We start from the raw sequence: 16,294 nt of genomic DNA on the forward strand, positions 1-16,294 counted from the left end.
GCATCCATGATCAACGATCTATGGCAACACCTACAGGTGTGGATCGCCGCCTTACTTACAGGAAAGAATCAGGAGCATACCAATGCACTCAGGACATAACACGCTGCGCCAAGCCGCCTCATCGATGGACTCCGCTCAAGCGAGAGTACTTTCAAGCTTTGCGGCCAATCCTTTACTCACTCGCACACCTAATCTGCGTGAGGGGGATGAAGCGAGTTTTAGACGAATTTTACGTGATTATTTTCTCACTACGTTTGATTGCTATGAATCGCTCTTTGAATGCCTGACTAATGATCAGGCTTATTACATCAAGCCCATCACTTTACGTCATCCGCTGATTTTTTATTTTGGCCACACTGCTACTTTTTTTGTAAATAAATTGTTGCTGACACGCATGATCAGCGAACGCATTAACCAACGTTTTGAATCCATGTTTGCCGTAGGCGTGGACGAAATGAGTTGGGATGATTTGAATGAAGCACATTACCAATGGCCTACACCCGCCGAAGTAAAAGCCTATCGCGATAAAGTGCGCACGCTGATGGTTAACCTGATTGAAACCGCCCCCCTGCAAATGCCGGTTGATTGGAATAACCCTTGGTGGGCAATCATTATGGGGGTTGAACATGAGCGGATTCATTTGGAAACATCATCCGTACTGATTCGCCAACACAAACTGCAATATGTAAAAAGCTCATCCAATTGGCAAGCAGCGCAGGAATCGGCGACTGCACCAACAAATGAATTAATTTCAGTTGCTGCGGGAACAGTTCGTCTTGCCAAAGACAAACAAGACCCTTACTACGGTTGGGACAATGAATACGGCTTGCATGAATCTGACATTAGCGGATTTAAAGCCGCTAAATTTTTGGTGAGTAATCAAGAATTTTTAGCGTTTGTTGAAGCGGGTGGCTATTTAAATTTACACAACTGGGAGGAGGAGGGGAAAGGCTGGCTGGCTTTTACTAAAGCACAGCACCCTACCTTTTGGGTTAAAAAAACCAATGGCTGGTATTTGCGGTTAATGACCGAAGAAGTGCCTATGTGTTGGGACTGGCCCGCTGAAGTGAACTATCACGAAGCAAAAGCATTTTGTAACTGGAAAAAATCTGAAACCGGGATGAATGTTCGCCTGCCCACCGAGGACGAATGGTATCGATTGTATGATGTAAGTGGCCTATACAATATTGGTGAATCCGCTGCGAATGCCAACCTTCATTTAGATCATTTTGCATCATCTTGTCCGGTGAATAAATTTGCACAGGGGGATTTTTACGATGTTATCGGCAACGTTTGGCAGTGGACTGAAACACCGATTTATCCTTTTGAAGGTTTTGAAGTGCATAGTATTTACGATGACTTCACCACACCCACATTCGATGAGCGTCACAATCTGATTAAGGGTGGCTCATGGATTTCCTGCGGTAATGAAACCCTGCGCTCATCGCGCTACGCATTCCGCCGTCACTTTTTCCAACATGCGGGCTTTCGCTATGTTGTTTCCGGAGATGTAAAACCCTTGCCTAGTTCCCATTACGAAACCGATAAACTTTTATCTGAATATGCCGAATTCCATTACGGTGATGAATATTTTGGTGTACCCAATTTTTCTAAAGCCTTGGCTGAACTCGCGATAAAAACACTTGGCGATAAACCCAAACATAAAGCACTGGATTTGGGTTGTGCCTCTGGACGCGCGACTTTTGAATTAGCGCGTGCATTTGATTTTGTTACCGGCATCGATTTTTCCGCCCGTTTCATCGGTCAGGGTGTCCAACTAGCCAACAGCGAAACCTTGCGCTACACCTTAACTGATGAAGGTGAACTGGTTTCCTACAAATCCCGTTCATTAAACGATTTGGGGTTGAATGAATACAAACACAAAGTTGAATTTTTCCAGGGCGATGCTTGTAATTTAAAACCGCAATTCACCGGCTATGATTTAATCCTCGCCGCCAATTTAATTGATCGTCTTTACAGCCCGGCGAAGTTTCTCACCAGTATTCACGAGCGTTTAAACCTGGGCGGCGTTTTGATGCTAACTTCGCCCTACACTTGGTTAACCGAACACACACCGCGTGAAGAGTGGATTGGAGGCTTCAAAAAGGACGGCGAAAGTTTCACCACACTGGATGGGCTGCAAGCTCATCTGGGCAAACACTTCCGTTTAATTAAAGGTCCGCAAGAAGTTCCGTTTGTAATTCGCGAAACCAAACGTAAATTCCAGCATACGCTTTCTGAGGTTACATTTTGGGAGCGGATTAGCTAAATATATTTTTATAAAATATTGTTATCATTGGCCTGATGCAAATCAGGCCAGGAGAAACAATGAAAATTCAATACTACACATCGTCAAGTCTCGATGGTTTTATTGCCACTGAGGACCATTCTCTTGAATGGTTATTCCCGCTGGCCGATATCAATCAATCCAGCTATCCCCAATTTATCGAGCAAGTCGGGGCTATTGTGATGGGCTCTGGGACATATGAATGGATGCTACGCAATGCCGATGCAGTGATCGCCGAAGTGGGTTCACCCTGGCCTTACACGCAACCAGCATGGGTGTTTAGTCATCGCAATTTACCCGCTGTTAATGGTGCAAATATTCATTTTGTGAAGGGGAATGTGCGAGCCCAATATGCACAAATTCGTGCTGCCGCCGCTGGCAAAAATATTTGGATAGTTGGCGGCGGTGAGCTTGCAACGCAGTTTTATGAGGCTGGGTTGTTGGACGAAATTATTATCCAACTCGGTTCGGTTACTTTGGGGAAGGGGCGCCCTGTATTTCCGCGTCGCGTGCTGAGCCCTACATTGAAATTAAAGTCCGTACAGCAAATGGGCGAGGGGATGTTGGAATTACGCTACGATGTTCATCGAACAGCATCTGTAGAATAGACTCAACAATTCAATAGATCGATGCAAGATTGAAATTGATCGCTAATTGCTTTTAGTTTTCCTGCTTTGTTTTTCCAGCTCGACAATTTCTTTGAGCAAGTAGGGTTTATCTTGCTCAAAGAAACTTTTATCGATATTGGTGTTAGTTAAAAAGAACGTTTTTCGTTGTTTATTGCGCAGGCGTTTGAGGGCTTCAGTAAAATGTGATTCAAACAGTTTATTCAGTTGCCCATTTTTATGAGCCCTATGCAGGCCATACGTTAATCGCTCGGCCAACAGTGGTTGGTTTTTGGAAACAAAAAAATACATAGGCAGATAAGTGTACAAACCAAAATTATTGACAATCGTTAAGTCCGGCATTGTACGTTTGTAGGCCTTCAGTTCAGGCCCAACTTCATAAATACTGCGCATTAATAATTCAAAACGATTTGCTTTTAACATGGGAATTAGCGTTGCGTAGGGGCCACCGTGCATAACGTTGAAACCGTTGTCTTCCAGAATTTTTGCTGTAGACCAACCTTGTCCTTGCCCGATAGTTAATGCTTTCAATTCTTTTAAGGTATTGATGTTTTTAAGCATCGCCTGATTTTTATCGCTGGCAAGAAATAATCGATAACTGGCAAGACCTTTCATGATCGGCACTTGAACGATCTGGGTTTTCTCCAGCCACTCAGATGTAGGCATGGATACTGCGAGAGAGAGGTTTTTGCCCGCCTCAACTTCCAGTAGCTGACGGCGAATAACGGTTTCCTGTCGCTGTTGCACAATTTGATAAGGCCCGTATTTGTCCTTTGATAACTCAAGCGCTAAACGCAATAATTCATCCGCGTAGACACGGTGAGCCGCTTCGCGCTCCATGTAGGGAATGCGAACGACGAGGGTATTATTCAGGCTGTTCTCTGCGTGCAAAGGTATAGCCGCAACAACAAAGACTAATGCCAGGAAAATTCGTATCATTCTGTAGCGTGTTCTGTGGTGAATGTCGGGTAGTCTATTCAATATTTTTCAAGTGTATCAGGATAATTTTATGACGGTTGACTTTGACCAGTACATTAATAGAGAGCAGACCAGTTGCGTGAAGTTTGATGGCCGCCAGCAATACTTTGGCACCAGTGATGTGCTGCCGCTGTGGGTTGCCGATATGGATTTTGCAGTCCCTGAATGTGTGACACGCGCATTGCAAACACGAATCAATCACCCCGTGTTTGGTTATACGCTTTACCCCGAAAGCCTTTATCAGGCTGTTGTCGATTGGTTTGTGCGCAGGCACAAGTGGAAAATTGAACGCGAGTGGATCGTATTTGCCCCTGGGGTTGTACCCTCGCTGTTTGCTGCTGTGCAGGCGTTTACTAAAGAAGGTGAGGGCGTGATAGTGCAATCACCGGTCTATTTTCCCTTCTTTTCTGCAGTAACAACCAATCATCGAACCTTATTCAACAACCCGCTGCGCGAAGTGAATGGCCGTTATGAAATTGATTTTGAGCATTTGGAGGATTGCGCAAAACAAGGCGCGAGCTTGTTGCTGCTCTGCACACCTCATAATCCAGTTGGCCGTGTATGGCGAGAGGACGAATTGCTACGCCTCTTGGACATTAGCCGTCGCTACAATCTAACTATTCTCTCTGATGACATTCACTGCGATTTAGTTTACTCGGGTGTAACTCACACTATGTTAGGCCGACTGTCACAACCGGGCGATAAAATTGTCACTACAGTTGCACCCAATAAAAGTTTCAATATTCCCGGTTTGGGCTTGTCAGCCTTGATTATTCCCAACCTTGCAGAACGAAATGCGATGAAACAGGTTTTTGAGCGTTTGCACGTTGGTAATTCCAACCCGCTCAGTATGGTTGCTTTTGAGGCCGCCTATCGCAATGGTGATGAATGGCTCGATGCGCTGATGATTTATTTGGAGCAAACTCGCGATATTGCTGCTGACTTTATCGCACGCGAGTTACCACAAATTAAGTTAATAAAACCAGAAGCGACTTATCTGCTATGGTTAGACTGCCGCGCCTTGGGTTTAAATGACAGTGCGCTGCGCGATTTTTTTGTTAAGGGTTGCAAGCTGGGCATGAACCCTGGTTCAGTGTTTGGAGAAGGTGGAAGCGGCTTTATGCGAATGAATATTGGTTGCCGCAGATCGGTTATTATGGAAGCGCTAGTTAGTATTAAGGAGAATATAATTCATCAGAGCTAGCTGGCTCTGTATAGAACAGAACTTGATATGGAGATGGAGGCGTCTGTTGATGAAATTTTTTTAGTTTGCCTAAATTAATTGGTATTAAAATGGTCTTAATTTGCTGAATCATTCATGACAAATTTTGCATTTAATAGGGTAGGGTTATCAATATGTCCAATCAGAACAAACTGACGCGATTAGGCGACATGTTGATTGAGCGCGGCGTGATTACACGGCAACAACTCCGCGAAGCCATCGAGATTCAGCAAGCTCGTCAAGTATTGAGTGAAACTGGAAAAGCTTGCACGCCAGGGCCACTTGGGGAAATACTGGTAGAGCTGGGGTATATCAACCGGCGGCAATTGAAGCAGACTTTAGGGTGGCAAAGCCGCTTGCGTAAAGCCACTCTGGTTATGTCGTTTGTTGCACCTATATTGACGACGGCATGCGGTGGCGGTGGCGGTGCAACGAATACAACGAACAGCAACAAAACGACTAACAATACTGCAGTGTCCTCAGTGATGGTGGAGCAATCTTCTTCTGCGATTTCGCTGACTCCAACATCCAGCTCTAGTCTTAGCAGTGAAATAACATCTGCACCGGTTGAATCCTCCAGCGCATCGTCAGCTATTTCGTTTTCATCGCAACAGTCGTCGTCATCTGTTGGACTGGGCAACCTCATAAACGGGCCTGTGTTATTGAAATGGGCAGTGCCATCCGCGCGTGAAAATGGCGAGCAACTGGCAACGGATGAAATTGGGGGTTATGAACTGCGTTACAAGGTAGATAATGAAGCTGATTACACCTCGGTTGTTGTCGAGGGCGGTTATGTGAATACTTATTATTTCAATCATCTTGAAGGTAAATTGACCTTCGAAATTGCCGCATATGACACCAATGGCTTATATAGCCGTTTTGTAGAAATTCAGCCCCAGATCAACTAGATCCATCAAACACATTACAGCCAATGTAAATTTTGCAGAAGAATCACCCTGCTGCATGCAAATTAGCCTGCAACCCCCTACAATAGCCGCCTTTTTTGACCGACCTATCCCTTGAGATACTATGACTGTAAATACCTTCGACCCTTCACAAACCACCACCTTGGATACTCCAGCCAAAACGTTGGCAAGCCAAGCACAAACTGGTAGCAGCAAAGGCAATACTATTGGTTTTGTGTCGCTCGGCTGCCCTAAGAACCTGGTGGATTCAGAGCGTATTCTTACCCAGTTACGCACCGAGGGTTACAACATAGTACCCACCTATAACGATGCCGATATGGTGATTGTAAACACCTGCGGTTTTATCGATAGCGCGGTACAGGAATCGCTGGGAGCAATTGGTGAGGCCTTGGCGGAAAATGGCAAGGTGCTGGTGACCGGTTGTTTGGGCGCTAAAAAGGACGAAATCATTCAAGTTCACCCTAATGTTCTGGGCATTACCGGCGCACACGCCTATGAAGAGGTGCTGTCGCAAGTGCATGAACACTTGCCACCCAATCCAAGCCATAACCCGTTTACTGATCTGGTGCCGCCGCAGGGCATCAAGCTCACTCCGCGTCACTATGCTTATTTAAAAATCTCCGAAGGCTGCAATCACTCCTGCAGCTTTTGCATTATCCCCGACATGCGCGGCAAACTTGTGAGCCGTCCGATTGGCCAAGTAATGGGTGAGGCGGAACGCTTGGTTAAAGCCGGCGTTAAAGAACTATTGGTGATTTCGCAAGACACCTCTGCCTACGGCGTAGATATCAAACACCGCACGGATTTCTGGGATGGCCGACCACTCAAAACCGATATGTACCAATTAGCCGCTGCACTGGGCGAATTGGGCGTGTGGGTTCGCCTGCATTATGTTTACCCCTATTTGCATGTAGATAACGTGATCCCACTGATGGCGCAGGGCAAGGTACTGCCTTATTTGGATATTCCGTTCCAGCACGCAAGCCCAACCTTGTTACGTAAAATGCGCCGCCCAGGCCAGGTTGAACAAACCCTGGAGCGCATCAAGAGCTGGCGCGAACAGGTGCCGAACCTGACCATTCGCTCGACCTTTATTGTTGGCTTCCCCGGTGAAACAGAAGACGACTTCCAACAATTGCTCGACTTCCTGCAAGAAGCGCAATTGGATCGTGTTGGTTGTTTCCAGTATTCGCCCGTTGAAGGCGCCAAAGCCAACGACTTACCAGATCACGTGCCGGATGAGATCAAACAAGAGCGCTATGATCGCTTTATGCAATTGCAGCAAAAAATCTCTACTGAGCGTTTAAAACAGAAAGTAGGGCAGGTATTGCAGGTATTGATTGATGAAGTTGATGAAGAGGGCGCCATTGGCCGCAGCTTTGCGGATGCACCGGAAATCGACGGCTGTGTTTATTTGAACGGCGAAGAAAACGTAAAAGCCGGTGATTTGATCAATGTATTGATCGAGCACTCGGATGAGTACGATTTGTGGGGCACCAAGGTTTAAATAACCCATAATCTGTCGCCGGAAAATCCCCCAGCTGTACGCACACTGGGGGATTTTTTTATGCCGTGTGTTCTACACTAGGCACTTACCTTGGAGTAGCAGCTAATGACAAATGTGCAGCACCTGACAGACCAACAGCGATTTGTAATTCATTATGAAGGCGGTGAAGCCATATTGGCCTATAGGTTATTCACCAATGGCACTACAGCGGCTATCGATTTCACCAGCACTTATGTACCACCTGAATTCCGTGGCAAGGGGCTTGCAGAGAAATTGGTGCGCGCAGGGCTCACATGGGCAAAGTCCCAAGGCTATGAACTGCATGCCAGCTGTTGGTATGTAGCAAAATTTATTCGTTAATATCCCTTGTGTAAAAGAAGGAATCGGTGTGAAAAAAACGCGTGGCTTTACTCTAATTGAAATGATGGTAGTTGTGGCGATTATTGCAATATTGGCATTAATGGCTATCCCAAAAGCCGACCCGACCATTGCACGCCGTCAGGTTTTGGAGTCAATGGAACTAATTGAGGACTACAAAAAACTCGTTGTCTATTATCACAAAAGCACCCTGGTATTTTTAAAGAACAATAAAGAGGCCGGTATTCCGGAACCGGAAAAATTGTTAGGCAACTATGTGGATTGGATTGAATTAAAAGACGGCGCATTCCACATCCATTTTGGTAACAAAGCGCACCCTTCCATTAAAGATAAAATTCTTAGTGTGCAACCCATTATTGTAAAAGACTCACCACAAAGCCCTATATCCTGGCTATGTGGTAAAGGCGCAGTGCCTCCAGGTATGCACGCAGTGGGAGAGAATCGCACCGATGTGGAATTAAAAGATCTGCCAATCAATTGTCGAATTTGACCCTTAAGATTTGAATAAATCGAGTAAATTTAAATGATTACATTACAAAAAGACTTAACCGGAATTTACCGTCAACGTATCAGCGTAAATAGCCATCAGTTTTTTGCCGACGTTGGCACAGACGTAGGTGGCGAAGACTCAGCACCAGACCCGCATGATTTACTGGATTCATCTCTCGCCGCTTGCACAGCAATCACTTTGACAATGTTTGCCAAACGTCGCGGCATGCCGCTGGAGTCGATTAATGCGGAGGTTGTGCGCGATAGCAGTAAAGAAAAAACCGGCGAATATAATTTATCACTCCAACTGGAATTTATTGGCAACTTAACTGAAGAGCAGCGCCAACAACTTTCAGCTATTGTTGAAAAATGTCCGATTCACAAATTGTTATCCCACGCCACCATTAGCATAAACACTCAGGTCGTTTAGGAGCAGGTTATGACACTCATCATTCCACCGCGCGTTCAGGATATTGGCTTTACTGTCAAACGTTTATTGCCGTCACGTTTGCAGCAACGTGTTGGCCCGTTTATTTTTGTTGATCATATGGGACCTGCCCAGTTTAGTGTAGGCACCACCGCTGATGATGTGCGCCAGCATCCACACATTGGCCTAGCGACAGTGACTTATTTATTTTCCGGCGCCATGATGCATAAAGACAGCCTTGGTTTTCATCAGCGCATTGAACCGGGCGCTATTAATTTAATGACGGCGGGGAGTGGAATTGTTCACTCCGAGCGTTTGCCTGAAGATATACGCGCGGGCAGTATTCCGGTTGAGGGAATTCAAATTTGGTTGGCGTTGCCCACCAACACTGAAGATTGCGCCCCTTCTTTTGCGCATTATCCGGCAGATATTATTCCATCAGTCAACTTACCCACGATGAGTGCTCAAGTGCTTATTGGAAATGCGTTTGGTGTTGAATCGCCGGTAAAAACGGCGAGTGTAACAACTTATCTGGATTTAGCCTTGGGAGCGGGTACACGCTACGTGCCAGATTTCCCCCAGCAAGAATTGGCTATTTATGTCGCTTGGGGCAATGTTACTGTGAATGGTGAAGAGGTGCCTGAATTTCACTTGGCGGTATTGGAGGAAAATGCAGTCATCGAAACCACTCACGATGCGCGTGTCTTCTTGCTCGGCGGCGAGCCATTGTCTGGTGAGCGATTTATTTTATGGAACTTTGTTGCGTCATCACGCGAAAAAATACGCGCTGCCGCTGAACGTTGGGAAAACAAAGGTTTTGCGATGGTGGAAGGGGAGAGTGATTTTATCCCACTGCCCAAGCCATAAGAAATAAATAAAAACGCCCGATTACTCGGGCGTTTTTATTCGAGCAACTGCTGTTTATTTAGGTAATTGCCTTATCGACAATTACTTGTGCTTCGGCAATCAGCTGTTGCAAGTGTTCTTTGCCTTTAAAGCTTTCTGCGTAAATTTTATAAATTTCCTCAGTGCCCGATGGGCGTGCGGCAAACCAGCCATTTTTGCTCATCACTTTAATGCCGCCAAATGCAGCGTTGTTGCCAGGGGCGTGTGTCAAAATACTTTCAATAGCATCACCGGCCAACTCAGTTGAAGTTATTTGCTCAGGGGATAATTTTGACAACGCTTTTTTCTGTGCGCTATTCGCTGGAGCTTCTACACGGGCTTCTGCTGCATGGCCAAATTCATCGGCTAATAATTTGTAGCATTCACCAGGGTCGCGCCCGGTTTTGGCTTTAATTTCTGCCGACAATAGCGATGGAATAATCCCGTCCTTATCGGTTGTCCACACACTACCATCAATGCGAAGGAAAGATGCACCAGCACTTTCTTCACCGCCAAAACCAAGTGAGCCATCAAATAAACCCGGTGCAAACCATTTAAAGCCGACAGGTACTTCGTATAAACGACGACCAATTTTTTTCGCCACTTTGTCAATCATTGCACTACTTACGACGGTTTTGCCAATCGCAGTATCTGCACCCCATTGCGGGCGATTTTGAAAAAGATATTCAATCGCTACCGCCAAATAGTGGTTGGGTGGCAACAGGCCGCAACTGGGCGCAACAATACCGTGGCGATCATGATCCGCATCACAAGCGAATGCGACATCAAATAAATTACGGCGATCAACCATACCTTGCATGGTGTAGGCAGAGGATGGGTCCATACGGATTTTTCCATCCCAGTCAGCAGTCATAAATGAAAAGGTTTTATCAACACTGGTATTGAGTACTTTTAAATTCAGCTGGTAGTGGTCGGCAATCGCACTCCAATAATTAACACCTGCGCCACCGAGTGGATCTGCCCCCATGTACACATTTGCACTGCGAATGGCGTCCATGTCGATAACGTTAATCAAATCTTTCACGTAGTGATGAACATAATCGTGGTGGTGCGTAGTGGCTGCTTTGAGTGCCTGGTGATAATCCATACGTTTAACATCACGCAGATTATTTTCCAGCAACTCATTTGCGCGCGCCTGCATCCAATTAGTGATATCGCTATCCGCAGGGCCACCATTGGGCGGGTTGTATTTAAAGCCACCGTTGTCCGGTGGATTGTGTGACGGGGTAATAACAATACCATCGGCCAACCCACTGGTACGGCCACGGTTGTAAGTCAAAATAGCATGGGAAATCGCCGGTGTTGGTGTGTATTCGCCACCATGAGCGAGCATGATCTCAACCCCATTGGCGGCCAGCACTTCAACTGCACTGATTTGTGCAGGTTCAGAAAGTGCGTGGGTATCGATTCCGACATAGAGAGGGCCGGTAATACCGGCGTGTTTGCGGTAATCGCAAATTGCCTGGCTAATCGCGAGTACATGGTTTTCATTGAAGCTAGTATTGAATGCGGAGCCACGATGACCGGAGGTGCCAAAACTGACACGCTGTTCAGGGATACCTACATCAGGCGTATTGGTGTAATAGGCATCAATTAATTTGGGAAGATCTACCAACAGATCTGCCGGTAAGAGTTGGCCAGCCAAGGGGCTTGTAGACATAAAAACTCCTGAGTTATACGAATTTACTGCTTGAAATAAACTGTTGTCATTATGGTATTACCTGCCCACACTAGACGGTAATCAACGGTAGCAGGTGATCTGACGCTGATTGGTTGCAGTGTCTATAGTATCGCGCTTTGAATTCATTTAACTATTAACTTACAGCCAATTAAAGCTCATGAAGTTAACTACTTGAGAAATATTTATGCGTTGGAAACAAGGTCGTCGCAGTAACAATGTAGAGGATAGACGCAACGCCAGTTCATCTTCCATGGGTGCGATGGGTGGTCTATCGGCAGTGGGCAGAATTTTACCGATTTTATTAGGCACTAAAACAGGACGAACGTTATTGGTGGTAGCTGTTGTAGTTTATTTTGGTGCCAAGTTTATGGGGTATGATTTGCTGCAGCTCGCCACGCCGCCCAATACCATGGGCCAGTCCAACAACCAACAGCTTTCAGCAAAAGATCAAGAGCTGGCAGATTTTGTTTCGGTAATTCTCGCTGATACCGAATCCACCTGGCATCAGGAATTTAAAAGACTGGGGTTGACCTATCAAGAGCCAACGTTGGTGCTGTTCCGCAATGCGGTGAGTTCAGCCTGCGGTTATGCGCAGTCGGCGATGGGGCCATTTTATTGTCCCGGAGACCACAAGCTCTATATCGATTTAGCCTTTTATGAAGATATGAAAACCAAGCTCGGCGCTCCCGGAGATTTTGCACAAGCTTACGTGATCGCTCACGAAGTAGGCCATCACGTACAAACATTGCTCGGGATTTCTGCAAAAGTTAGCCAGGCGCAAAACCGAGCTTCAAAAGAGCAAGCTAATCAGTTATCCGTCAAACAAGAGCTTCAAGCAGATTGTTATGCGGGTATTTGGGGTCATTATGCAAATACGGAGCGGCAAATGCTGGAAGATGGCGACATTGAAGAAGCGCTTATTGCTGCGGCTGCCATTGGTGATGACAAACTACAGCAACAAGCGGGGGGAGTTGTACGCCCCGAGAGCTTTACACATGGCAGCTCAAAACAACGGGTAGAGTGGTTCAAACGAGGCTTCGAACAAGGAAGTGTCGATGCCTGTAATACTTTCAAATAACGGGCGGTAGCAGTTTGTTAACTCCTGGCGCCAGACATCAAGCTATTGCAACAGCTTGTCGTAAATAGCGAGATACTTCTGCGCACTAACATCCCACGAAAAGTCTTTGCTCATGGCGTTTAGCTGCAACTGTTTCCATAGCAAAGGATTTTTATAGGCAGCAATTGCACGCTCGATGGCCGCAAATAAAAACGCCGGAGTGGGGTGCTCAAAAACAAATCCATTGGCTTGATCACTAGGTTCATCGCCTTGCTGTTCAAAAACAGTATCGCGCAACCCACCTACCGCATGCACTATGGGTAGGGTGCCATAGCGCAAGCTGTAAAGCTGATTTAAGCCGCAAGGTTCAAAAATTGATGGCATCAGGAACATGTCGCTACTGGCCTCAATGCGATGCGCAAAACTTTCGTTGTAACCCAGGGTGACGGAAACCCATGCAGGGTTTTCAGCAGCGATCTTTTGTAATGCCGCTTCGTAATGAGGAAAGCCACTCCCCAATATGACCAATTGACAAGGAGTGGCCAGCAGCTGTGGCATTTGAGCCAGAATCAGGTCTATACCTTTTTGATCCACCAAGCGGCCCACAAATCCCAATAAGGGGATTTTTTCGTCCACAGTCAGGCCAAGATCAGCCTGCAGCGCCACCTTGTTTTTTACCTTGTTGCCCAAGGTGCGGCGGTTGTAATTGACGGTGATATGAGCATCGTTACCCGGATTCCACTCATCCATGTCAATGCCATTTAATATTCCAGCCAGAGTTTCATTGCGATAGCGCATAAGCCCATCCAGGCCACAACCAAATTCCGGGCGCTGGATTTCTGCCGCATAACTTGGGCTGACAGTAGTGATGTAATCCGCAAATGCCAAACCACCTTTCATAAATGACAATTGCCCGTAAAACTCCAAGCGCTCGTGGTGCCAAAAAATGGGTGGCAGGTTTAACTCTGCAAACGCTTGATAAGAAAATAGACCGCGATAGGCAAGATTATGGATAGTAAAAACGGTGGCAGGGCGTTCGGGGTGCAAAGAGAGCAGGGCAGAAATCAAACCGGTTTGCCAATCGTTGCAATGCACTATGGTCGGTCGCCAATCCAATTGCGCCTCATCCAGCGCAATTAATTCCGCTGCTTTGGCAAAGAGATAAAAGCGACTGTGGTTATCAAACCAATCAGATCCATCGGGACCACAGTATGGATTACCGTCGCGCACGGAAAACTCTGGAATATCAACCAACAGCACAGTGACCCGTGAACCGGGCAGGCGTGTTTGTTTTATCGAAACTATGCGCCCTTCAATTTGAAGCTGCGCAACTTCTTTCACTCCGCTCGTTAATTTTTGCATCACACTGGCGTAAGCCGGTAGTAAAATTTTTACGTCTTGGCCCAGTTTTAACAATGCACGCGGCAAGCTGGCCGCCACATCAGCCAAGCCGCCAGTTTTAATAAGTGGATAAACCTCACTGGTTGCAAAGAGAATTTTCTGCATGAGTGGTCCTTGTTTAACTATTTAAGAAAGCTTGAGAATTAATGCACCGAGCGGTGGCAAATTTATATCCAGTGATTGTTGATGGTTCATCCACGGCACCTCTTGTGTAGCCAAAGGGCTACTATTGCCGTAATTGCTGCCGCCGTAAAAACTGGAGTCCGAGTTCAGCACTTCGTGATAGGTGCCTGCAACGGGTACGCCAATTCTGTAGTTTGCACGTGCGATAGGCGTGAAATTCAACACAACAATACAAAAGCCCTCATCGCTTTTACGAATGTAACTAATAATGGATTGCGTGCTGTCGTGGCAATCAATCCACTCAAAGCCATCATGCCGGAAACTGCGCTCATAAAGTGACGGCATATTTCTGTAGCAGTGATTTAAGTCTTTGACCAAGCCATGCAAACCCTGATGCGGCGCGAAGTCCATTAAATGCCAGTCCAGGCTGCGCCCGGCGGCCCATTCACTCCACTGTCCAAATTCACACCCCATAAACAATAATTTGGTGCCGGGGTAGGTGTACATATAGGTGTAGAGCAAACGTAAGTTAGCGAACTTTTGCCAGTCATCGCCCGGCATTTTATTGAGCATACTGCCTTTGCCATGCACTACTTCATCGTGCGAGAAAGGCAATTGGAAATTTTCAGTAAACGCGTAAATCATCCCAAAAGTTAATTGATTGTGATGGTACTGGCGATGGATTGGATCTTTACTGAAATAATCCAACGTATCGTGCATCCAACCCATATTCCATTTCATGGAAAAACCCAATCCACCCACCCACGTAGGGCGTGTCACTTGCGGCCAGGAGGTTGACTCCTCCGCAATGACTAATGCGCCAGGCACTTGGCCGTGGCACACCTCATTTAACTGCTTAAGAAAATCCATAGCTTCCAGGTTTTCATTGCCACCGTATTTATTGGGTAGCCATTGATCGTGTTCGCGCGAGTAATCGAGATAGAGCATCGACGCCACAGCATCCACACGCAAACCATCCAGATGATATTCCTTCAGCCAAAACAGCGCGCTGGCAAGCAAGAAATTGCGCACTTCATTGCGGCCATAGTTATAAATGAGGGTACCCCAATCGCGATGCTCACCCAAGCGCGGGTCTTCATGCTCATAAAGTGCGGAGCCATCAAAGCGGGCGAGGGCATGGGCATCTTTGGGGAAGTGGGCTGGTACCCAATCGAGAATTACGCCGATATCGTGCTGGTGCAGGTAATCGACAAAGTAGCGGAAATCATCCGGTGAACCGAAGCGGCTGGTTGGCGCAAAATAACCCGTTGTTTGATAGCCCCAGGAGTCGTCAAACGGATGCTCACTAACCGGCAGCACTTCAACATGGGTAAAACCTAGCGGCTTTATATAGTCCACCAACTGATGAGCGATTTCCCGATAGTTTAAAAACTCGCCCACCCAGCCGCGGCGCCATGACCCCAAGTGCATTTCATAAACAGACATAGGCGATGCCTGCCAATTCCAGTGTTCCCGCTTATTGATCCACTGAGTATCTTGCCATTTATATTCCGATGAGGATTTGACAATAGTGCCTGTTTGGGGGCGCAACTCAAACGCCTGACCATAAGGGTCAGACTTTAAAAACACTGCCCCTGACGCGCGATTGCGAATCTCAAATTTATAAATAGCACCAGCTTTAACACCGGGAATAAACAATTCCCACAAACCACTGCCACCGCGCACACGCATGGGGTGAGCGCGGCCATCCCAGTCATTAAAATCACCTACCACACTAATGCGCTCAGCATTTGGAGCCCATGTTGCAAACACCACACCGTCAACTCCCTCGACCGTGCGCGGGTGTGCACCAAGATGTTCGTGGATGTTCCAATGTTGCCCCTCAGCAAAGAGGTGCATATCAATATCGCCCAATTGTGGGGCAAAACAGTAAGGGTCGAATTCAGTATGGGGCAGGTTGTGACGATCAAACCAATGAATTTGATAATGAATTGGCAAATCCTTGGACAGGCCTCGCCACACGAAAAAATCCGTGCCTTCAACACGCACCATAGAAATTGCTTGATTACCAATTAACAAGGCCGCAGAACGCGCACCAGGAATATAAATACGAACCAGTGTATCCATATCGGCGGTCGCTTTATCACCCAGCGGGTGTCGTCCAAGTACCTCAAATGGATCGTGATGGGTTGCAGTCACTATGCGTAACATCTCGTGGCTCAAGTTATTATCCTGTTGTGCATGTATCATTCAATCAATTCCTGTCTAATTGTTGCGGCTTTAGCATTTCAGAGCGAAACCCGAGACGGCATTAATAGCCATAAA

General features: G+C 46.6%; 14 protein-coding genes. 10 read left to right on the forward strand and 4 right to left on the reverse strand.

Annotated elements, in window-relative coordinates:
* Nucleotides 1-82 precede the first annotated feature (82 nt).
* Nucleotides 83-2,269, forward strand: coding sequence for a 5-histidylcysteine sulfoxide synthase (gene ovoA, locus NNX04_RS03530; RefSeq protein WP_261947527.1), 2,187 nt, complete (start codon nucleotides 83-85; stop codon nucleotides 2,267-2,269).
* A gap of 59 nt (nucleotides 2,270-2,328) precedes the next feature.
* Nucleotides 2,329-2,895 carry a dihydrofolate reductase family protein gene (locus NNX04_RS03535; protein ID WP_007641288.1) on the forward strand — a complete coding sequence of 189 codons (567 nt, stop codon included), beginning with the start codon at nucleotides 2,329-2,331 and terminating at the stop codon, nucleotides 2,893-2,895.
* A gap of 42 nt (nucleotides 2,896-2,937) precedes the next feature.
* On the opposite strand, the gene NNX04_RS03540 is transcribed toward NNX04_RS03535, so the two are convergent.
* Entirely contained in the window at nucleotides 2,938-3,852 is a 915-nt protein-coding gene (locus NNX04_RS03540) for a hypothetical protein (protein WP_261947528.1), read from the reverse strand.
* Between the two features lie 70 nt (nucleotides 3,853-3,922).
* Between NNX04_RS03540 and NNX04_RS03545 the strand changes: the two genes are divergently transcribed.
* From NNX04_RS03545 to NNX04_RS03580, 7 genes are all read left to right on the forward strand, one after another.
* Nucleotides 3,923-5,095, forward strand: coding sequence for a MalY/PatB family protein (locus NNX04_RS03545; protein ID WP_261947529.1), 1,173 nt, complete (start codon nucleotides 3,923-3,925; stop codon nucleotides 5,093-5,095).
* A 152-nt stretch (nucleotides 5,096-5,247) separates the two neighbouring features.
* Nucleotides 5,248-6,021, forward strand: coding sequence for a hypothetical protein (locus NNX04_RS03550; RefSeq protein WP_151057765.1), 774 nt, complete (start codon nucleotides 5,248-5,250; stop codon nucleotides 6,019-6,021).
* Nucleotides 6,022-6,142: 121 nt separating this feature from the next.
* Nucleotides 6,143-7,546 carry a 30S ribosomal protein S12 methylthiotransferase RimO gene (gene rimO / locus NNX04_RS03555; protein ID WP_151057763.1) on the forward strand — a complete coding sequence of 468 codons (1,404 nt, stop codon included), beginning with the start codon at nucleotides 6,143-6,145 and terminating at the stop codon, nucleotides 7,544-7,546.
* Between the two features lie 105 nt (nucleotides 7,547-7,651).
* A complete protein-coding gene (locus NNX04_RS03560; protein ID WP_007641282.1) occupies nucleotides 7,652-7,906 on the forward strand; it encodes a GNAT family N-acetyltransferase in 255 nt (84 codons plus the stop codon).
* A 28-nt stretch (nucleotides 7,907-7,934) separates the two neighbouring features.
* The gene (locus NNX04_RS03570) at nucleotides 7,935-8,414 is read left to right on the forward strand and encodes a pilin (RefSeq protein ID WP_007641281.1); all 480 of its coding nucleotides are present in this window, start codon (nucleotides 7,935-7,937) and stop codon (nucleotides 8,412-8,414) included.
* A gap of 33 nt (nucleotides 8,415-8,447) precedes the next feature.
* A complete protein-coding gene (locus tag NNX04_RS03575; RefSeq protein ID WP_261947530.1) occupies nucleotides 8,448-8,843 on the forward strand; it encodes an OsmC family protein in 396 nt (131 codons plus the stop codon).
* 9 nt (nucleotides 8,844-8,852) lie between these two features.
* Nucleotides 8,853-9,707, forward strand: coding sequence for a pirin family protein (locus tag NNX04_RS03580; RefSeq protein ID WP_007641279.1), 855 nt, complete (start codon nucleotides 8,853-8,855; stop codon nucleotides 9,705-9,707).
* Nucleotides 9,708-9,765: 58 nt separating this feature from the next.
* Here the strand turns inward: NNX04_RS03580 and pgm are convergent, their stop codons facing one another.
* Nucleotides 9,766-11,406, reverse strand: a complete 1,641-nt coding sequence (gene pgm, locus NNX04_RS03585; RefSeq protein ID WP_261947531.1) for a phosphoglucomutase (alpha-D-glucose-1,6-bisphosphate-dependent) — start codon at nucleotides 11,404-11,406, stop codon at nucleotides 9,766-9,768.
* Nucleotides 11,407-11,611: 205 nt separating this feature from the next.
* Between pgm and ypfJ the strand changes: the two genes are divergently transcribed.
* Nucleotides 11,612-12,505, forward strand: a complete 894-nt coding sequence (gene ypfJ, locus NNX04_RS03590; RefSeq protein ID WP_261947532.1) for a KPN_02809 family neutral zinc metallopeptidase — start codon at nucleotides 11,612-11,614, stop codon at nucleotides 12,503-12,505.
* A gap of 42 nt (nucleotides 12,506-12,547) precedes the next feature.
* Here the strand turns inward: ypfJ and glgA are convergent, their stop codons facing one another.
* Together glgA and glgB are read right to left on the reverse strand one after the other, a co-directional pair.
* Entirely contained in the window at nucleotides 12,548-13,990 is a 1,443-nt protein-coding gene (gene glgA, locus NNX04_RS03595; protein WP_261947533.1) for a glycogen synthase GlgA, read from the reverse strand.
* 21 nt (nucleotides 13,991-14,011) lie between these two features.
* Entirely contained in the window at nucleotides 14,012-16,219 is a 2,208-nt protein-coding gene (gene glgB / locus NNX04_RS03600) for a 1,4-alpha-glucan branching protein GlgB (protein WP_261947534.1), read from the reverse strand.
* Between the last annotated feature and the right edge of the window lie 75 nt (nucleotides 16,220-16,294).

Origin of the sequence: Cellvibrio sp. QJXJ (assembly GCF_024452345.1) — a bacterium.
Classification (GTDB): Bacteria; Pseudomonadota; Gammaproteobacteria; order Pseudomonadales; family Cellvibrionaceae; genus Cellvibrio.